The following is a 14,475-nucleotide window of genomic DNA, read 5'->3' as shown; positions in this document are numbered from 1 at the left end:
CGTGGCCCAAGGATCCACGATAGCAACACCTCAATTGACGAAGTCCTTTACGTTGCGGGTCGCCAGCGTCGCTCCTCTGGACTTCGTTACTGCAGCGATCATCGCATCGAACTGACTGATTGGCCTGCCGCTGTTTCTTCCCGAGGCAGCGATGTCGGCATACATGGCTGCAGCGTCGCTGTCGAAGCTTAGAAGCCTGTCCGCAAAGTCCTTATCGAAAATATCTTCGATGGCGATTGACAGCGCTTCTTTTCGCGAACCATCGGCCAACAAGCGGACGCCGTATAGGATTTCTGCCTCGGTGACAGTCGTAGTGAAAAGCGCGGCGCGCGGCTGGAGCGCCAGCCATGCCATTACGCGAGAATCAGGCGCGGGCCGCAGGATTTCCGAGAGGACGTTCGTGTCGAGAACAATCATGGACCCAGGTTCACACGGTCGGCGATTGCCTCGCGAGCGGGCAGATCGAGTTCAACACCGCCGAGCGGCTCGATTCGGCTACGAATAGATTCCGCGAGACTGCGCTGCTCGATTCGAGCGCTGGTCGAAAGTGCCGCCCGTAGAATGTCGCGGGCCTCGTCTTCCATAGAGTGGCCGTGCTGAGCAGCCTGCACGCGCAGCCGCGCCTTAAGCTGGTCGTCGATGTTACGAATCGTCATGCTCGCCATGCTGTGCTCCATTCATCAATGACAGCATTTTAATCAAAGCATGACGCCCCCCGCAATTAAAGGGATACGTGCGTCATCGGTGGCAATCAACCCACGCGCGTGCCCATTCGATGCCCGCTGCGCGGGCTTCCTCTTCGGTAGCGAAAAAAGCGAGGATACCGGAGCCTTGAATCAGCTCGTTGTTCCGCGTGACGGTGCCGCTCGCGGCAAAGCGCTCGTCTTGCGCGATGACGTGGCCCCAGATTTCATAGCCTCTGTATCGTTCGGGTTCCATTGAAATAGGACGCTGCAGTATCGAGCCAGTTCGTGATGAATGATGCCGCGGGCCCGTGACGCAAGGACGCTCGGGGACGCGGTGACGAGGGATGCCGACGCATGCGCCATTCCAGCCGGCCAATAGTGGAGGGCCAGCGAGGAATCGTCCACCTCCCAGATTTACGGGGTGCGTTGCCGGCGCCCGCTCTTCATTTTCCTGCCGTCATCCCAAAAAGTACCTATTCGGAACACTCCGAATACGTGTAGCATACTGTACATCCATACAGGTTATTGCGCAATTGTCCGATGTTTGCCGCTCTTTCCCATCCCGAAGACGTTCACCCTTCGCTCTGGCGCGCGTCGCAGCTGGCGCGGGGTGGCCTGCGTACAGTGGATACGGGTTATGCGGCATTGTCGGCCGAGCTGCCGGGCGGCGGCTGGCCCCTCGGAGCACTCGTGGATCTGCTGATTCAGCAGCCGGGGGTAGGCGAAATGCGGCTGTTGCGGCCGGTGCTCGCGGCACAGGGCCGGCGTCCCATTGCGCTCGTGCAGCCCCCGCATGTGCCCAATGGGCCGGCCTTCGCCTATCTGGATGTGCCCCTCGAACAATTGATTCAGGTGCGCGCGGCCAAAATGCCTGATGCCCTCTGGTCTGCCGAGCAGATGCTCCGGGCTGGCACGTGCGGGGTGGTGCTCTTTTGGGCGCAGCAGGTGCAAACGGCCTCGTTGCGGCGGCTGCATCTTGCTGCTCAGTCGTCGGACACGCTTTTTGTCATGGTGAGGCCGCTCGCAGCCGCTCAGCAGGCCTCGCCGGCGTTACTGCGGCTGGCGGTGCGCCCGGCGGACGACGGCATCAGCGTCGATATCGTGAAGCGACGAGGGCCGACACGCGCCGAAGCCTTGTCGATTCCTCTGCATCCCAGTCCTATTTTGTTCAGCCGTCATGCGCGTATTTCTCGCCGTCAAACTGTACCGACTCCAGCTGGAGGTATTCCGGCCGAAGTGGTGGCCTGAAGCGGCACAAGGCGCGGTCGTACTCGAAAAAGACAGCGTCATCGTGGCCGATGATGCCGCGCGCGCAGCGGGCGTGCAGCTGGGCATGCGCCGCGGGGGCGTGCTGACGCTGGCGCCGGGTGCCACTATTTACGAGCGCGACCTGACCAAGGAAGAGGCCGCGCAGCGCGAAGTCGCCATGGCGCTGATGCAGTTTTCGCCGGAAGTGAGCAGGGTGGATGGAACAACCCTGCTTGTCGATGTCAGTGCGAGCCTGCGTCTGTTCGGCGGGATGCTGCGATTGTGCCGGCAGGTGCGAATCGTCTTGCGCGAGATGGGCCTGAGCGCGCGCGTCAGTGCGGCGCCTACGGGGCAGGGAGCCTGGCTGCTCGTTCAGAACGGTCAGCGCCGTTTTCTCGCGATGCGTTCGCTCGCGCGCGAACTCGACAGGCTGCCGTTCGGCACGGTGCCGGATCTCCAACCGTTCGCCGATTGGTTGACTGGTCTCGGCTGCAAGACGATTGCCGATATTCGCCGGTTGCCGCGCGCGGGTTTGCAAAGACGCTGCGGCGCCGAAGTGCTCGCATCGCTCGATCAGGCTTTCGGCGGGGCGCCCGAGCTTTTCGACTGGCTGGAGCCGCCGCCCGTCTTTGTGGCCCGCATCGAACTGCCCGACCGCATCGAGCATGCGGAAGGCATGCTGTTCGCCGCGCGCCGGCTCATCGTGCAATTGTGCGGCTGGCTCGTGGCCCGCCAGCTGTCGCTCGCGGCGGCAACGTTTTTTCTCGAACACGAGCGCGGCCGCGAAGCGATGGAGCCCACGGCGCTCGCGATCGCGCTCGGCGAGCCGACCTGGCGCGAAGATCATCTCGTCAAGCTGCTCAAAGAACGTTTGGGACGTCTGACGCTGCCGGGCTCGGTCATCGCGCTTCGGCTCGAAGCGACGAACGTGGCGCCGGCGGTGCCGGCCTCGGAAACGCTCTTTCCCGAGCCCGGCGGCTCGGCACAGGATCATGCGCGGCTCATCGAGTTGCTCGTCGCGCGTTTGGGAGAAGAAAACGTGCTGCGCGCGGCGCCGGCGGCCGACTATCGTCCCGAGATCGCGAACCGTTGGGTGCCGGTGCATGCCAAGATCCAAGCGGCGAGCGCGCCCGCGGTCCTGCCGCGTCCCACCTGGTTGCTCGAGACGCCCGTGCGTTTGCTGATGCGTCAGCATCGTCCGTTCTACGGCTCGCCGCTCAAGATCGTTTCGACCGGCGAGCGGATCGAGGCCGGCTGGTTCGACGGCGAACTCGTGACGCGCGATTACTTCGTGGCTCAGGCGCAAGACCGAAGCTGCTACTGGATCTATCGCGAGCGCGTAAGCAGCCGCGATATCGAAAAAGAGCCGAGCTGGTTTCTTCACGGGCTTTTCGGTTGAGGCGCGACGATGACTGTTCCGACCGCGCTGCCGGCTTATGCCGAGCTTTTTTGCCTATCGAATTTCACGTTCCTGCAAGGCGCATCGCATGCCGAGGAGTTGGCCGAGCGCGCCGCGCAATTGGGTTACGCCGGCCTGGCGATCACCGATGAGTGCTCGCTTGCCGGCATCGTGCGCGCGCATGTGGCGGCCAGGCAAGCGCAACTGCCGCTCGTCGTCGGCTCGTATTTCAAGCTGGTCAATGCCGACGGCTCGCCGGCTTTCGGGCTGATTCTGCTTGCACAGAACCGGGACGGTTATGGCAATTTATGCGAGCTCATCACGCTGGGGAGAATGCGTGCGCCAAAGGGCGAATACCGGCTGACGCCGCAAGATCTCGCTCGGCCGGAAAAACCGTACACACATCTGCGCGGCATGCCCGGATGCCTGGCGATCCTCGTACCCGATTTCCCCGCCAAGGAGGCGCTGCTTGGCGAGCGCCTGCAATGGCTCGACGCGACGTTTCCCGCCAGAGCCTGGTGTGGTCTCGTTTTGCATCAGCGCGCGATGGACGACATTCATCGCGGCACGATCGAATATGTCGCGCAGCAATGCGCGCTACCGGTCGTCGCGCTCGGGCATGTGGTCATGCATGTGCGCTCGCGCAAGCCTTTGCAGGACACCATGACGGCGATCCGGGTGGGCAAACCGGTGCACGAATGCGGTTACGAGCTTGCGCCCAACGCCGAACAGCACCTGCGCCCGCGGCTGCGGCTCGCCAATCTCTATCCCGAGCATGCGCTGAAGGAAACGACGAACATCCTCGCGCGCTGTACGTTCTCGCTCGATTCGCTGCGCTACGAATATCCGGACGAACTCGTGCCGCCCGGAACGACGCCGACCGATTACTTGCGTCAGGAAACCTATATCGGCGCTCACCGGCGCTTTGCGAGCGGTATCCCATACGATATTCAAACCCAGATCGAATACGAACTCGATCTCATACGCGAGCTCGAATACGAGCCTTATTTCCTGACTGTCTATGACATCGTCCGCTTTGCCCGCAGCCGCGGCATTCTCTGCCAGGGGCGCGGCTCGGCTGCCAATTCGGCGGTTTGCTACTGCCTTGGCATTACCGAAGTGGATCCAGCTCGCGGCAATATGCTGTTCGAGCGCTTCATCAGCAAAGAGCGTGGCGAGCCACCCGATATCGATGTCGATTTCGAGCATCAGCGCCGGGAGGAGGTCGTTCAGTACATCTATTCGAAATACGGTCGGGACCGGGCAGCCATTGCCGCCGCAGTGTCGACATACCGCCCGCGCGGTGCACTGCGCGAAACGGGCAAGGCGCTCGGTGTCGACCCGCAAATCGTCGATCGGGTGGCCAAATCGCACCAGTGGTTCGATGGCAGACGCGACTTGCTCAAGCGTTTCCAGGACTGCGGGCTCGATCCCGAAGCGCCGCTGATACAGGCGTGGGCATCGCTCGCCACGCAACTGCTCGGTTTTCCTCGCCATCTGTCGCAGCATTCGGGAGGCTTCGTCATCAGTCGCGGCAAGCTGTCGCGGCTCGTACCGATCGAAAATGCGGCCATGCCGGAACGTTCCGTCATCGAATGGGACAAGGACGATCTCGAATCGTTAGGATTGCTGAAAGTCGACGTGCTTGCCCTGGGTATGCTCTCGGCCATTCGCCGCACGCTCGATTTCGTTTCGCAACTGCGAGGCGAACGTTTTGAAATGCAGGACATTCCGCCGGAGGATACTGCGACGTACGAAATGATTTCGCGCGCCGATACGGTCGGCGTGTTTCAGATCGAATCGCGCGCGCAGATGTCGATGCTGCCGCGTCTGAAGCCGCGGACGTTCTACGATCTCGTGATCGAGGTTGCGATCGTGCGGCCGGGGCCGATTCAAGGCGGCGCCGTTCATCCTTATTTGCGGCGTCGCCAGAAGCTCGAGCCCGTCACGTACCCCGGCAAGGCGCTGGAAATTGCGTTGTCGCGCACGCTCGGCGTGCCGATCTTCCAGGAGCAGGTCATGCAGGTCGCGATGCTCGCCGCGGGCTTTACGGCGGGCGAGGCCGATCAACTGCGGCGGGCGATGGCTTCATGGAAACGCAAAGGCGGGCTCGAGCAATACTACGATCGCATCGTAGGCGGCATGACCGCGCGCGGCTACGAGAAATCGTTCGCCGACGGTATTTTCGAGCAGATCAAGGGATTCGCCGAGTATGGCTTCCCGGAAAGCCATGCGGCAAGCTTTGCACTGCTCGTCTATGCGAGCAGCTGGCTCAAGCGTCACGAGCCGGAAGCTTTCCTCGCGGCGATGCTCAATAGCCAGCCGATGGGATTTTATTCACCGTCGCAGCTCGTGCAGGATGCGCGGCGCCACGGTGTCGAGGTATTGCCTGTCGATATTGCCATCAGCCAGTGGGATGCGACGCTCGAACAGGTGGCGCACAGGGAACGGCCCGCGGTTCGTCTTGGCCTGTCGCAGCTCAAGGGCATGCGCGATGGCGCGGCCGAACGCATCGCCCTCGCGCGAGCGGCGCGGCCGTTCGAGAGCGTACGCGACATGGCGTGCCGGGCCGAACTCGATCGCCACGACTTGCAAGTACTCGCCGCGGCCAATGCACTCGCATCGCTCGCCGGTAATCGCCGCGAAGCGTTGTGGCAATCGGCGGCCGCCGTGCCGGACAAGGACATGCTCGCGCGCGCGGTCCTGGAGGACGAAACGCCGGCGCTTGGTATGCCGTCGGAAGCGGAGGATATCGTAGGGGATTACCGGACGATGGGCCTGACGCTCGGACGTCATCCCGTGGCGCTCTTGCGCTCGCAATTGGACAAGAAACGGCTGATGCCGGCTGCGGTATTGCAGCATTATCCGAACGGCCGGCTGGCCCGAGCTTGCGGGATCGTGACGGTGCGCCAGCGGCCCGATACGGCGAAGGGCGTGATCTTCGTCACGATCGAAGACGAGACCGGTAACGTCAATGTCATCGTCTGGCCGAAGATGCTCGAACGGCAGAGAAAAGAGGCGCTCGGCGCGACGCTCCTCGCAGTGTTCGGCGTTTGGCAATGCGAAGGAGAGGTACGGCATCTGGTTGCGCACCGTTTCGTCGACCTGTCGCATTTGCTCGGCGAGTTGTCGACTTCCAGTAGGAATTTTCATTGAGCGTTCAGCGACGAGCCCGAGGCGTCGCTCGCTCTCGCGGTACCGGGCCGGCTTCGCTTTGATCCCCGCTTCGCTTTGACGTCGTTCGCTTCGCGTATCGAAAGTATCGTAAGGATGCCTTTGCTATGTTCTTCGTAGTGCCGGCCCAAATCGCATAGTCGACGGGCTACCCATTGTCATCGGAGATGGCTGTGATCAATACCGCTGGATTACGAGGATTGGATACGCTGCAAAGCGAGCCGACGGGCACTGGCGGCGCTGCTTGGAACCCCGCACTGTATCAAGCCGGCATCGTCAAGGAAATCGAGCAACTGTTGGCGTTGCTTTCATCTGCGCTCGGAGACGGCGAATCCTCGACGGATTCGCTCCTGGCGGCCTTGATATCCGGTGGCTCTTCAAGCCCGGGTGGCACTTCGCGCGCAGGTAGCGCCCGCGTCGCTTCATACTCGGGCGCAAGCGGGGGCGGCAAGCCGGTGGCCAGCTACTTCATGACCCATTTGCAGAAGGATTTCAATTTGACGCCTAACCAGGCGGCCGGGATCGTCGCCAACCTCTGGTACGAAAGCGGCGGCATGCATCCCAACATGAACGAAGGCGGGCATGCCGGGGCGCCCAGCTCGAACATGGGGCAAGGCTACGGTGTGGCGCAATGGACGGGTTCGCGCAAACGGGAGTTCCTCGATTTCGCGGCACGCAACCATATGAACCCGTCGAGCGTGGAGGCGAACTACGCGTTTTTGAAGCACGAGTTGCAGACCACGCATTCGGATGCCATCCGCGCCGTAAAGTCGACGAGCACGGCGAAAGAGGCGACGCTGAAGTTTTGCAACGTGTTCGAGCGCCCGGGTGTCCTTGCCCTCAATGCGCGATACGCTGCGCTCGCACAGGTGAGGCCATCCGGAAGCTCGGTGATGGTTTGACGGACTCGCGGTGCGCCGGCATTGCCGGCGCATCCGCCCTGTTGTGCGCTACCCGCGTTTCAAAGCAGCCTAGTAGCGAGAGATCTGGTTACCGTCGATGCGCACGCGGTCGCCCGGCCGCAAATCGCCCGGCGTTTGCATATCGAACGAACGCATGCTGCCGTCGCTCAACTGAATGTCGACGCGATAGCCGGACGGCTGCCCCATGTTCTGACCGATCTGATTGCCGGCGACAGCACCGCCGAGTGCCCCAATAACCGTGGCGGCATCGCGCCCATGTCCGCGGCCGAACTGATTGCCGATAACTCCGCCTACCACCGCGCCGACGAGCGTGCCCGCGACGCCGGAGGGACTCGTCGCGCCGCCGATCGGCCGAATGCCCGCGACGCTGCCGTACTGCGTGCCGTATTCGCCGGGCTGAGTGTAGGCGGGCTGTGGCGGCGGCGTATAAGCGGGTTGCGCGTAGCTCGGCTGGGCATATGCCGGCTGCGCGTACTGCGGTTGCGCGTACTGCGGCTGCGCACCGTATGCTCCGTACGGGTTCGGCGCGACACATGCGGTAAGGGACAAGCCGGCGACCGCTATGAGCGCAGTCAGAAGAGTGGTCTTGATCAGCGTGGGGCGTTTCATGATTTGACTCGGTATCGATTGAGCGCTCGCAAAGCGCAAGTAAGTCAGTTGCGGATCGGAGTATAGGGAAAGCCGAATCGGCTGTACGCGGGCCCCGGGTAACAGACTGTAAAGTCTGTTGCCGCACGGCCGATAGGCGCAAAGCACCGCTGAAGCGGGTCGTTCGCAAGAAGTGGGATCGCTGCGTTTCGGCGCTCGGTGCGCGGTATGCGCGCACCTGGCTCACGTCTGCTTGCTACGTTTTTCGACGCTCGTTCAACGCACGCCGTAACCGCGGCTTTGCATGCAGTCGCCGTATGCCTGCCAGTAGCGCGTCATAGGGGGCTCGGGCGGAGGAAGAGGAGGAAGGTTGACGCTGCTTGCGCCCGATGCCGCATTGAGCGCGGCAGTTTGGCTCGCACCCGATGCGCCTACGCTCGTCGCCGACGATGCCGGTGTCGCCTGGGACGCCACTGTCGCCGGGGAGGCTGCCGACGCCGCGGCTGCGCTTGCACCCCCGCTTGCCGCCTTCGCGCGGTCCGCGCCTGGCGGCAACGGCGGCACCGACGTGCCGCGCCCCGCGTCCGGCGTAAACTCGATCGCTTTGGTACGCAACGGGCGTTGCGGTTCGCGCGCGATATCGACGTTCGTCTGTTGCTTGGCCTGCCAATAGCAAAACGCGTTGTCGACACTTTGCGCGCCGGGCGACTGGCTGCGCAACGGATAGACGAGTGGCCGCTGCGCCCACACGAGTCCGCTCGTCGTCGCTATCAGAACTGCGCCGGCCCATGCTCGAATGCTCATCGCTCGCAATCGTCCCTCGGTTCTCGTATTTCTTCGGATACCCCTGTTCGCGCCTTGCGCGCGTAGGGAAGCAACGCCAAGCATAGGCTTCGGCCCGCGGCTGCGGACGAGAGACTATCGGCGCAATCCGCCAATGGATCGGCCGGGATGTCGTATCGGTGCGATGACGCTCATTGCCCATGATAAGCGCGGGCCAGTGTGTGGCGGATTCGCAACTAGCGGGGCGTTCGCTCGCTTGCGTCCTGAAATGAACGCGCTTCTTAACCACGAAAAAAATCCAACCAAAACAAGGGAATGCACCAATAGCCGCACCCTATCGTTTCTGTTTTCGCAATAATGTATTACAGAATCCGCGTTTACCCGGACACCCCCTCCCCGTAGACTCGCCCCTCGCTGAACAGCTCATTCATCTGACATAAGTCATCGCCGTCGAGAGCCGCGGTGACGAGAGCCGTTCTTCCGAAGTCTGGCCACGGGGCCAGTTTGACCAGAAAGGGATTTCCTCCAATGAAAAAGACCCTCATCGTTGCTGCGGTTTCGGCTTCGTTTGCCGTCGCGGCACACGCGCAAAGCAGCGTCACGCTCTACGGCGTTTTGGACGCAGGCATCAATTACACGAGCAATGTCGGCGGCCATTCGGACTGGCAGCAGACGAGCGGCGGCATCGATCAAAGCCGTTTCGGCCTGAAGGGCTCGGAAGACCTGGGTAACGGCCTGAAGGCGATCTTCACGCTCGAAAGCGGTTTCAACGTGAATAGCGGCCGCTTCGCCAACGGCAGCAGCATGTTCACGCGTCAGTCGTTCGTCGGTCTGTCGAGCAACTATGGCACCGTAACGCTCGGCCGCCAGTACGACGCCGAGCAAGACTACCTCGCGCCGCTGAGCGCAACGGGTAGCTGGGGCGGCACGTCGTTCGCGCACTTCGGCAACTTCGACAACCTTAATACGAACTACGGCGTCGCGGTCAACAACTCGATCAAGTTCACGAGCGCGAACTACGCGGGCTTCACGTTCGGTGCGACCTACGGCTTCTCCAACCAGACCAACTTCGCGAACAACCGCGAATACAGCGTTGGCGCGGCCTATCAGTTCCAGGGCCTGCGTGTCGCGGCTTCGTACGCGCAGCAGAACAACCCGCTTGCCGCGAACAACGGCGCGTCGGATACGTCGGCTGTCGCAGTCTTCGGTGTGCCGGGCAACTTCCGCCAGCGCACTTACGGCGCCGGCGCTTCGTATGCGTTCGGTCCCGCGCAAGTCGGTTTCGTCTGGACGCAGGCTCGCGTCGACAACTTCGCTGTGGCGCCGCTGTCGCTCAGCCAGAACAACTACGAAATCAACGGCAAGTACAACCTGACGCCGGCGCTGGGTCTGGGTGTCGCTTACACGTACACGCAGCAAAAAGCATCGCTGCTGGGCGTGAGCGCACGTCAGCACTTCAACCAAATCGGCGCGCAAGCCGACTATGCGCTCTCCAAGCGCACGGACGTCTACGCGCAGGTCGTGTACCAGCACGCTTCGGGTAACGGTGCTGTGGCATGGGTCTACAACGCCAATAACGGCGGCATCTCGAGCTCGAACAACCAGACGTCCGCAACGGTCGGTTTGCGTCACCGTTTCTAAAGCGGGTTTCAGCGTCTGATTGCTGTCTGAAAAGGCGCCGCATTGCGGCGCCTTTTTTCCATGCGCTTCTCCCTACTGGAGAACGGGCCACTGCATTTCGGAGCCTGCGCCGCCTCTATACTCGATGCCATTGAAACCGGCATCGAGCCGACGAACCTCGCTTCGAGGGCCCGCCGCCGTCATCGAGAGGATTCGAACGTGAGCAGCACGTCATCGTCAGAGAACGCCACCATTCGTACAGATGTCCTCATCGTCGGCGCGGGGCCCGTGGGTCTTTTTGCGGCGTTCGAGGCCGGCGTGATCGGTTTGACCTGTCACCTCGTCGACGCGCTCGAGGTGCCGGGCGGTCAATGCATCGAGCTGTATCCCGACAAACCGATTTTCGATATTCCCGCGATACCTGTATGCACCGCGCGCGAACTCGTCGAGCGGCTGACCGAACAATGCCGTCCGTTCGATCCGCCTCAACACCTGGGGCATCGCGTGACGACGCTCGAATCGCATGGCGACGACAAGCGCTGGCGCGTGAGTACCGACAAGGGACTCGTGTTCGATACCGCGGCGGTGCTGCTGGCTGCCGGCAACGGTGCGTTCGTGCCTCAGCGTATCGCACTCGAATCGGCCGCAGCGCTCGAAGGCCGGCACATCCACTATGCCGTGCGTGAAACTGCCGCATTCGCGGGGCAGCGCGTCATCGTGGCAGGGGGCGGCGACTCGGCGCTCGACTGGGCCCTTGCGCTGCGCAACATCGCAAAGCGCGTGACGCTCGTGCATCGGCGCGAGACGTTTCGCGCGGCGCACGCATCAGTGGAAGAAGCGAAGCGCGCGGCAGCCGATGGTGAGCTCGATATCGTGATTGGTACGATTGCCGCGCTCAACGCCGATGGCGGAGTGCTCAAGTCGGTCGATATCAAGCAGATCGGTGGCGAGACGGTCATCGACGCGGATCATGTCATCGCGCTTTACGGCCTCGTTGCCGAACTCGGACCGATCGCGCATTGGGGGATCGAGACGCTCGCGGGGCGTGTGGCTGTCGATACGTCGAACTACGAATCGTCGCGTCCGGGCATCTTCGCTGTGGGCGATATTGCCGTTTATCCGAACAAGCAAAAGCTGATTCTTTCGGGTTTTCACGAGGCCTCGCTTGCGTTGCGCAAGGCCTATACGTACGCGTTTCCCGAGAAAAAGCGCACACATATCCATTCGAGTTACGATCAGAAACTTTCCGAGCGTATTCTCGGTGCCGATGCAAAAAAAGATCTGGCGGCCGACGAATGAACTGAACCACGTCCCGTTCGCCCGACGATTCCCCGCTTCGTTATTCGCCGTTGAGGTTTCGCTCATCCGCCTATAGTGGCTGCGAAGTCACTTTCATCGATCAGCGGGAGGAGTCTCAAATGACGAACGTCGGACGAGCGACACAAGGCACGGGAGGCGCGGATCAGCCAGCCCCCACAGACGGAGCCGCGCATTCGGAACGCGTCGAAGCGGGTTCGCATGCAGCGCCGCAAGGTGAGAGCCCGGCATTGCAAGACGCGCCTCAAAAAGGTACCGGCCGGGACGTTACTTTTTCCGTCTTGACGCCCGCCGATAATGTCGAGGCCAGGGCGCATCTCACGAATTTCCGCTATACCGCGAAACAACTGGGCAGCGTCGAAGCGAAACACGGTTCAGCAGGGCTCGAAGCGCTTCGCCGAGCCCACAGCAATGTGTCGACTGCCTTAGTGCCCTCGGAGCAGGCTGCGCGTCGCGAGCAGTTGACTAAAATCGCATGTGGGAACGATGGGGTAACGGTGTTGCGCGCGTTGTCTCGGCATTGGGAAACGCTGCTCCACGGTGCATCGCTCCCCCATGTTTTGAATCTCGCCGCGGAACAGAACGGCGCAACGAAGCTGGCATCGCTGGCAGACCTCGTGGATTCGGGCTACACCTACACAGAGCTAGCAGGTGCGATAAAGGAGCACAGCTCGGCAATACTTGAGCAGCTTAGCGCTGCCCATGGCAAACTGCCGGCTCGGCTCGGCTCGAGCCGGGAGCAGGCTCTCGCCCTTAGGGAGCGGTTGCTCGCAATCGCATGCAGAAAAGATGGCATGACCGTGCTGAATGCGCTTTCTGAACACGGTCAAATGCTGTCCAAGATTGCAACGGCGGAGCAAATCCTTGACGTCGCGGAGCGGCCGCAGGGCGCAACAGACCTCATTACACTGGCCGCAACGAATCGTGCTATCGCTGAGGATATCAGCCGGAAGGTGCGCGACGCGGCACGACCGCACTGATCCATCGTGCGGAACCCCGTCGTGGCGTCGATTGCCGGAAGCATCGCAGGACCAGAGAGCGGACGCGTCGTCTGCGTGCCGCGGCACAACGCAGCCTGGACGAGTTGACGCCCGCTTTCGGCCACGAGGCGTGGAGCACTTCAGCCCGCGTCGCGGCGGCGACCGCATCGGCAAAACGCTGCAGCGATGCGATCGAGCCGCTCACGCTATGGTAGGTCTCGTTGCCGATGCGCGCATCGAGCAGTACCTGCAGGCCGGCCCGCGCGGCCATATCGAGCATATTCATTTTCGGTCTCCTCGCACGCCAGATCGGCGTCTGCGATTGCGGCCTATTGTCATACCTTCGGTCGGATCGGACTGTGCGAGGCCGAACGAACCGGATGCCCCGCTTCGTGCTCAAGACGACCCCATCGCACCTTATCCGTGAGGGTGTTCATCCTTGTTCGCATGGGGGCGTGGGAAGTCGTCGGCATACCGCTCCATGCGTCCGGCATTCGATCCGGTCCCTCATCTGGAACGTGGCGACGTTCGGCAGCATCGCCGTTCTCGTGGAAGTCATCCTCGGCTGACGAAGCTTGGATGGGGCGACTTCAGGAGCCAGCTGCGGCCGCGACCGCAAGCGTGCAATCTTGGTCAAACGACATCCTAAAGATCTCTATGCAAGCCGCCGTTATTCACTGAGGGCCTAAGATCTCGGCTGGCGTGACGTCGTGCCGAACTCAAAAAACACCATACAGACCAAACCATGAGAGTACTCACCAGATTGCTGCTGTCGCTATGTTTCATGGCGATCGCCACAGCGGGCTTCGCACAAAACCAAGCCACCCAGACGGAGCTGAAATCCGCCGTGAAGGAAGCCAATAATGCACTCATTCGCGGACCGAGCAAGGTTGCGGTCGCCGACGAGGCAAATTTTGCGCTGCCGGCGAATCACGGTTTCGTGCCGGCACCCGCCGCCATCCGTTACCTGCGTGCGCTTGGTAACCATGTGGATGAGAAATCGCTCGTCGGCCTGATCGTGCCGCTTGCCGACGGAGCAAACTGGTTCGCTGTACTCAGCTTCGAGAAAGCGGGTTACGTCCGCGACGACGACGCGAAAAACTGGAACCCCGACGACATTCTGAAAAACTTGCGCGACGGGACCGAGCAGTCCAATTCGGGGCGCCGGGACCGGGGGCTGCCGGAACTCGAGGTGACCGGCTGGGCGGAAACGCCGGCGTACGACGCCAAGACGCATCGCCTGGTCTGGTCTGCAATCATCCGCACGAAAGGCCAGAGCGCCAGTGCGCCCGATGTGAACTATCGAACCCTCGCCCTTGGGCGCGACGGTTACTTGTCCCTGACGATGGTGACGCAACTGTCATCGCTCCCCGCTGACAAGCCCATCGCAACCGCGCTGCTCGCAGATATCGATTACCTCGACGGCAAGCGCTACGCCGACTTCAACTCCGCGACCGATCACGTCGCGGAATACGGGCTTGCCGCCCTGATCGCCGGAGTCGCGGTGAAGAAACTCGGCCTATTCGCGATCATCGCCGCATTCGCCGTCAAGTTCTTCAAGATCGGCATCGTGGCCCTGCTGGCGTTCGGCGCATCGATCAGGCGGCTTTTCAAGCGCAAGCAGAGGGTCATCCAGTCGGTTGCGGCTCATTCGTCATCGCCCGCACCGGCCGTCGAGTCGACTCTCGCTGCGCCCTTGCCGGCCGACGAAGCCTCTGCGGCCTCGCGTCGTCCCGACGAGCACCCATGATCGTTCC

Annotated in this window: 14 protein-coding genes; 8 read left to right on the top strand and 6 right to left on the bottom strand. The window is 62.1% G+C overall.

Going from position 1 to position 14,475, the window contains the following annotated elements; genetic code table 11:
* Nucleotides 1-30: 30 nt before the first annotated feature.
* The 3 genes from ACR9ZC_RS03775 to ACR9ZC_RS03765 form a co-directional block, all read right to left on the bottom strand.
* Nucleotides 31-417: a PIN domain-containing protein gene (locus ACR9ZC_RS03775; RefSeq protein WP_481579185.1), complete on the bottom strand. Its 387-nt coding sequence runs from the start codon at nucleotides 415-417 to the stop codon at nucleotides 31-33.
* Nucleotides 414-665, bottom strand: a complete 252-nt coding sequence (locus ACR9ZC_RS03770) for a FitA-like ribbon-helix-helix domain-containing protein (RefSeq protein ID WP_481579184.1) — start codon at nucleotides 663-665, stop codon at nucleotides 414-416. Before ACR9ZC_RS03770 ends, ACR9ZC_RS03775 begins: the two co-directional genes overlap by 4 nt.
* A gap of 73 nt (nucleotides 666-738) precedes the next feature.
* Nucleotides 739-939: a hypothetical protein gene (locus tag ACR9ZC_RS03765; RefSeq protein ID WP_481579183.1), complete on the bottom strand. Its 201-nt coding sequence runs from the start codon at nucleotides 937-939 to the stop codon at nucleotides 739-741.
* Between the two features lie 287 nt (nucleotides 940-1,226).
* Here ACR9ZC_RS03765 and imuA point away from each other — a divergent pair, with 287 nt between their 5' ends.
* The 4 genes from imuA (at nucleotide 1,227) to ACR9ZC_RS03745 (ending at nucleotide 7,409) form a co-directional block, all read left to right on the top strand.
* On the top strand, nucleotides 1,227-1,934 hold the full coding sequence (imuA, locus tag ACR9ZC_RS03760) for a translesion DNA synthesis-associated protein ImuA (protein WP_481579182.1): 708 nt from the start codon (nucleotides 1,227-1,229) through the stop codon (nucleotides 1,932-1,934).
* Nucleotides 1,864-3,333 carry a Y-family DNA polymerase gene (locus ACR9ZC_RS03755; RefSeq protein ID WP_481579181.1) on the top strand — a complete coding sequence of 490 codons (1,470 nt, stop codon included), beginning with the start codon at nucleotides 1,864-1,866 and terminating at the stop codon, nucleotides 3,331-3,333. The genes imuA and ACR9ZC_RS03755 overlap by 71 nt, the downstream gene beginning before the upstream one ends.
* Nucleotides 3,334-3,342: 9 nt before the next feature.
* Nucleotides 3,343-6,489, top strand: coding sequence for an error-prone DNA polymerase (locus tag ACR9ZC_RS03750; protein WP_481579180.1), 3,147 nt, complete (start codon nucleotides 3,343-3,345; stop codon nucleotides 6,487-6,489).
* Between the two features lie 191 nt (nucleotides 6,490-6,680).
* Nucleotides 6,681-7,409, top strand: a complete 729-nt coding sequence (locus tag ACR9ZC_RS03745) for a phage tail tip lysozyme (protein ID WP_481579179.1) — start codon at nucleotides 6,681-6,683, stop codon at nucleotides 7,407-7,409.
* A gap of 69 nt (nucleotides 7,410-7,478) precedes the next feature.
* On the opposite strand, the gene ACR9ZC_RS03740 is transcribed toward ACR9ZC_RS03745, so the two are convergent.
* Nucleotides 7,479-8,039, bottom strand: coding sequence for an outer membrane lipoprotein (locus ACR9ZC_RS03740; RefSeq protein WP_440563202.1), 561 nt, complete (start codon nucleotides 8,037-8,039; stop codon nucleotides 7,479-7,481).
* Between the two features lie 255 nt (nucleotides 8,040-8,294).
* Complete coding sequence (locus ACR9ZC_RS03735) at nucleotides 8,295-8,822, bottom strand: hypothetical protein (protein ID WP_481579178.1); 528 nt, start codon at nucleotides 8,820-8,822, stop codon at nucleotides 8,295-8,297.
* A gap of 507 nt (nucleotides 8,823-9,329) precedes the next feature.
* Between ACR9ZC_RS03735 and ACR9ZC_RS03730 the strand changes: the two genes are divergently transcribed.
* From ACR9ZC_RS03730 to ACR9ZC_RS03720, 3 genes are all read left to right on the top strand, one after another.
* Entirely contained in the window at nucleotides 9,330-10,442 is a 1,113-nt protein-coding gene (locus ACR9ZC_RS03730; protein WP_481579177.1) for a porin, read from the top strand.
* 198 nt (nucleotides 10,443-10,640) lie between these two features.
* Nucleotides 10,641-11,720 (top strand): NAD(P)/FAD-dependent oxidoreductase, encoded by a 1,080-nt coding sequence (locus ACR9ZC_RS03725; protein ID WP_481579176.1) that lies wholly within the window; start codon nucleotides 10,641-10,643, stop codon nucleotides 11,718-11,720.
* 119 nt (nucleotides 11,721-11,839) lie between these two features.
* Entirely contained in the window at nucleotides 11,840-12,718 is an 879-nt protein-coding gene (locus ACR9ZC_RS03720) for a hypothetical protein (protein ID WP_481579175.1), read from the top strand.
* Here the strand turns inward: ACR9ZC_RS03720 and ACR9ZC_RS03715 are convergent.
* A complete protein-coding gene (locus ACR9ZC_RS03715) occupies nucleotides 12,681-13,004 on the bottom strand; it encodes a hypothetical protein (protein WP_481579174.1) in 324 nt (107 codons plus the stop codon). The genes ACR9ZC_RS03720 and ACR9ZC_RS03715 overlap by 38 nt on opposite strands.
* A gap of 459 nt (nucleotides 13,005-13,463) precedes the next feature.
* Here ACR9ZC_RS03715 and ACR9ZC_RS03710 point away from each other — a divergent pair, with 459 nt between their 5' ends.
* The gene (locus ACR9ZC_RS03710; RefSeq protein WP_481579173.1) at nucleotides 13,464-14,468 is read left to right on the top strand and encodes a DUF2167 domain-containing protein; all 1,005 of its coding nucleotides are present in this window, start codon (nucleotides 13,464-13,466) and stop codon (nucleotides 14,466-14,468) included.
* Nucleotides 14,469-14,475: the final 7 nt, after the last annotated feature.

It is taken from the genome of Trinickia sp. HAY1-2D (assembly GCF_056754935.1).
This window is presented reverse-complemented; position numbering and strand designations above follow the sequence as displayed.

Excerpts from the sequence above, each read along its gene's own strand:
- ACR9ZC_RS03775 (WP_481579185.1), bottom strand. The coding sequence starts at position 417 with ATGATTGTTCTCGACACGAACGTCCTCTCGGAAATCCTGCGGCCCGCG.
- ACR9ZC_RS03770 (WP_481579184.1), bottom strand. The coding sequence starts at position 665 with ATGGCGAGCATGACGATTCGTAACATCGACGACCAGCTTAAGGCGCGG.
- ACR9ZC_RS03765 (WP_481579183.1), bottom strand. The coding sequence starts at position 939 with ATGGAACCCGAACGATACAGAGGCTATGAAATCTGGGGCCACGTCATC.
- imuA (WP_481579182.1), top strand. The coding sequence starts at position 1,227 with ATGTTTGCCGCTCTTTCCCATCCCGAAGACGTTCACCCTTCGCTCTGG.
- ACR9ZC_RS03755 (WP_481579181.1), top strand. The coding sequence starts at position 1,864 with ATGCGCGTATTTCTCGCCGTCAAACTGTACCGACTCCAGCTGGAGGTA.
- ACR9ZC_RS03750 (WP_481579180.1), top strand. The coding sequence starts at position 3,343 with ATGACTGTTCCGACCGCGCTGCCGGCTTATGCCGAGCTTTTTTGCCTA.
- ACR9ZC_RS03740 (WP_440563202.1), bottom strand. The coding sequence starts at position 8,039 with ATGAAACGCCCCACGCTGATCAAGACCACTCTTCTGACTGCGCTCATA.
- ACR9ZC_RS03735 (WP_481579178.1), bottom strand. The coding sequence starts at position 8,822 with ATGAGCATTCGAGCATGGGCCGGCGCAGTTCTGATAGCGACGACGAGC.
- ACR9ZC_RS03730 (WP_481579177.1), top strand. The coding sequence starts at position 9,330 with ATGAAAAAGACCCTCATCGTTGCTGCGGTTTCGGCTTCGTTTGCCGTC.
- ACR9ZC_RS03720 (WP_481579175.1), top strand. The coding sequence starts at position 11,840 with ATGACGAACGTCGGACGAGCGACACAAGGCACGGGAGGCGCGGATCAG.
- ACR9ZC_RS03715 (WP_481579174.1), bottom strand. The coding sequence starts at position 13,004 with ATGAATATGCTCGATATGGCCGCGCGGGCCGGCCTGCAGGTACTGCTC.
- ACR9ZC_RS03710 (WP_481579173.1), top strand. The coding sequence starts at position 13,464 with ATGAGAGTACTCACCAGATTGCTGCTGTCGCTATGTTTCATGGCGATC.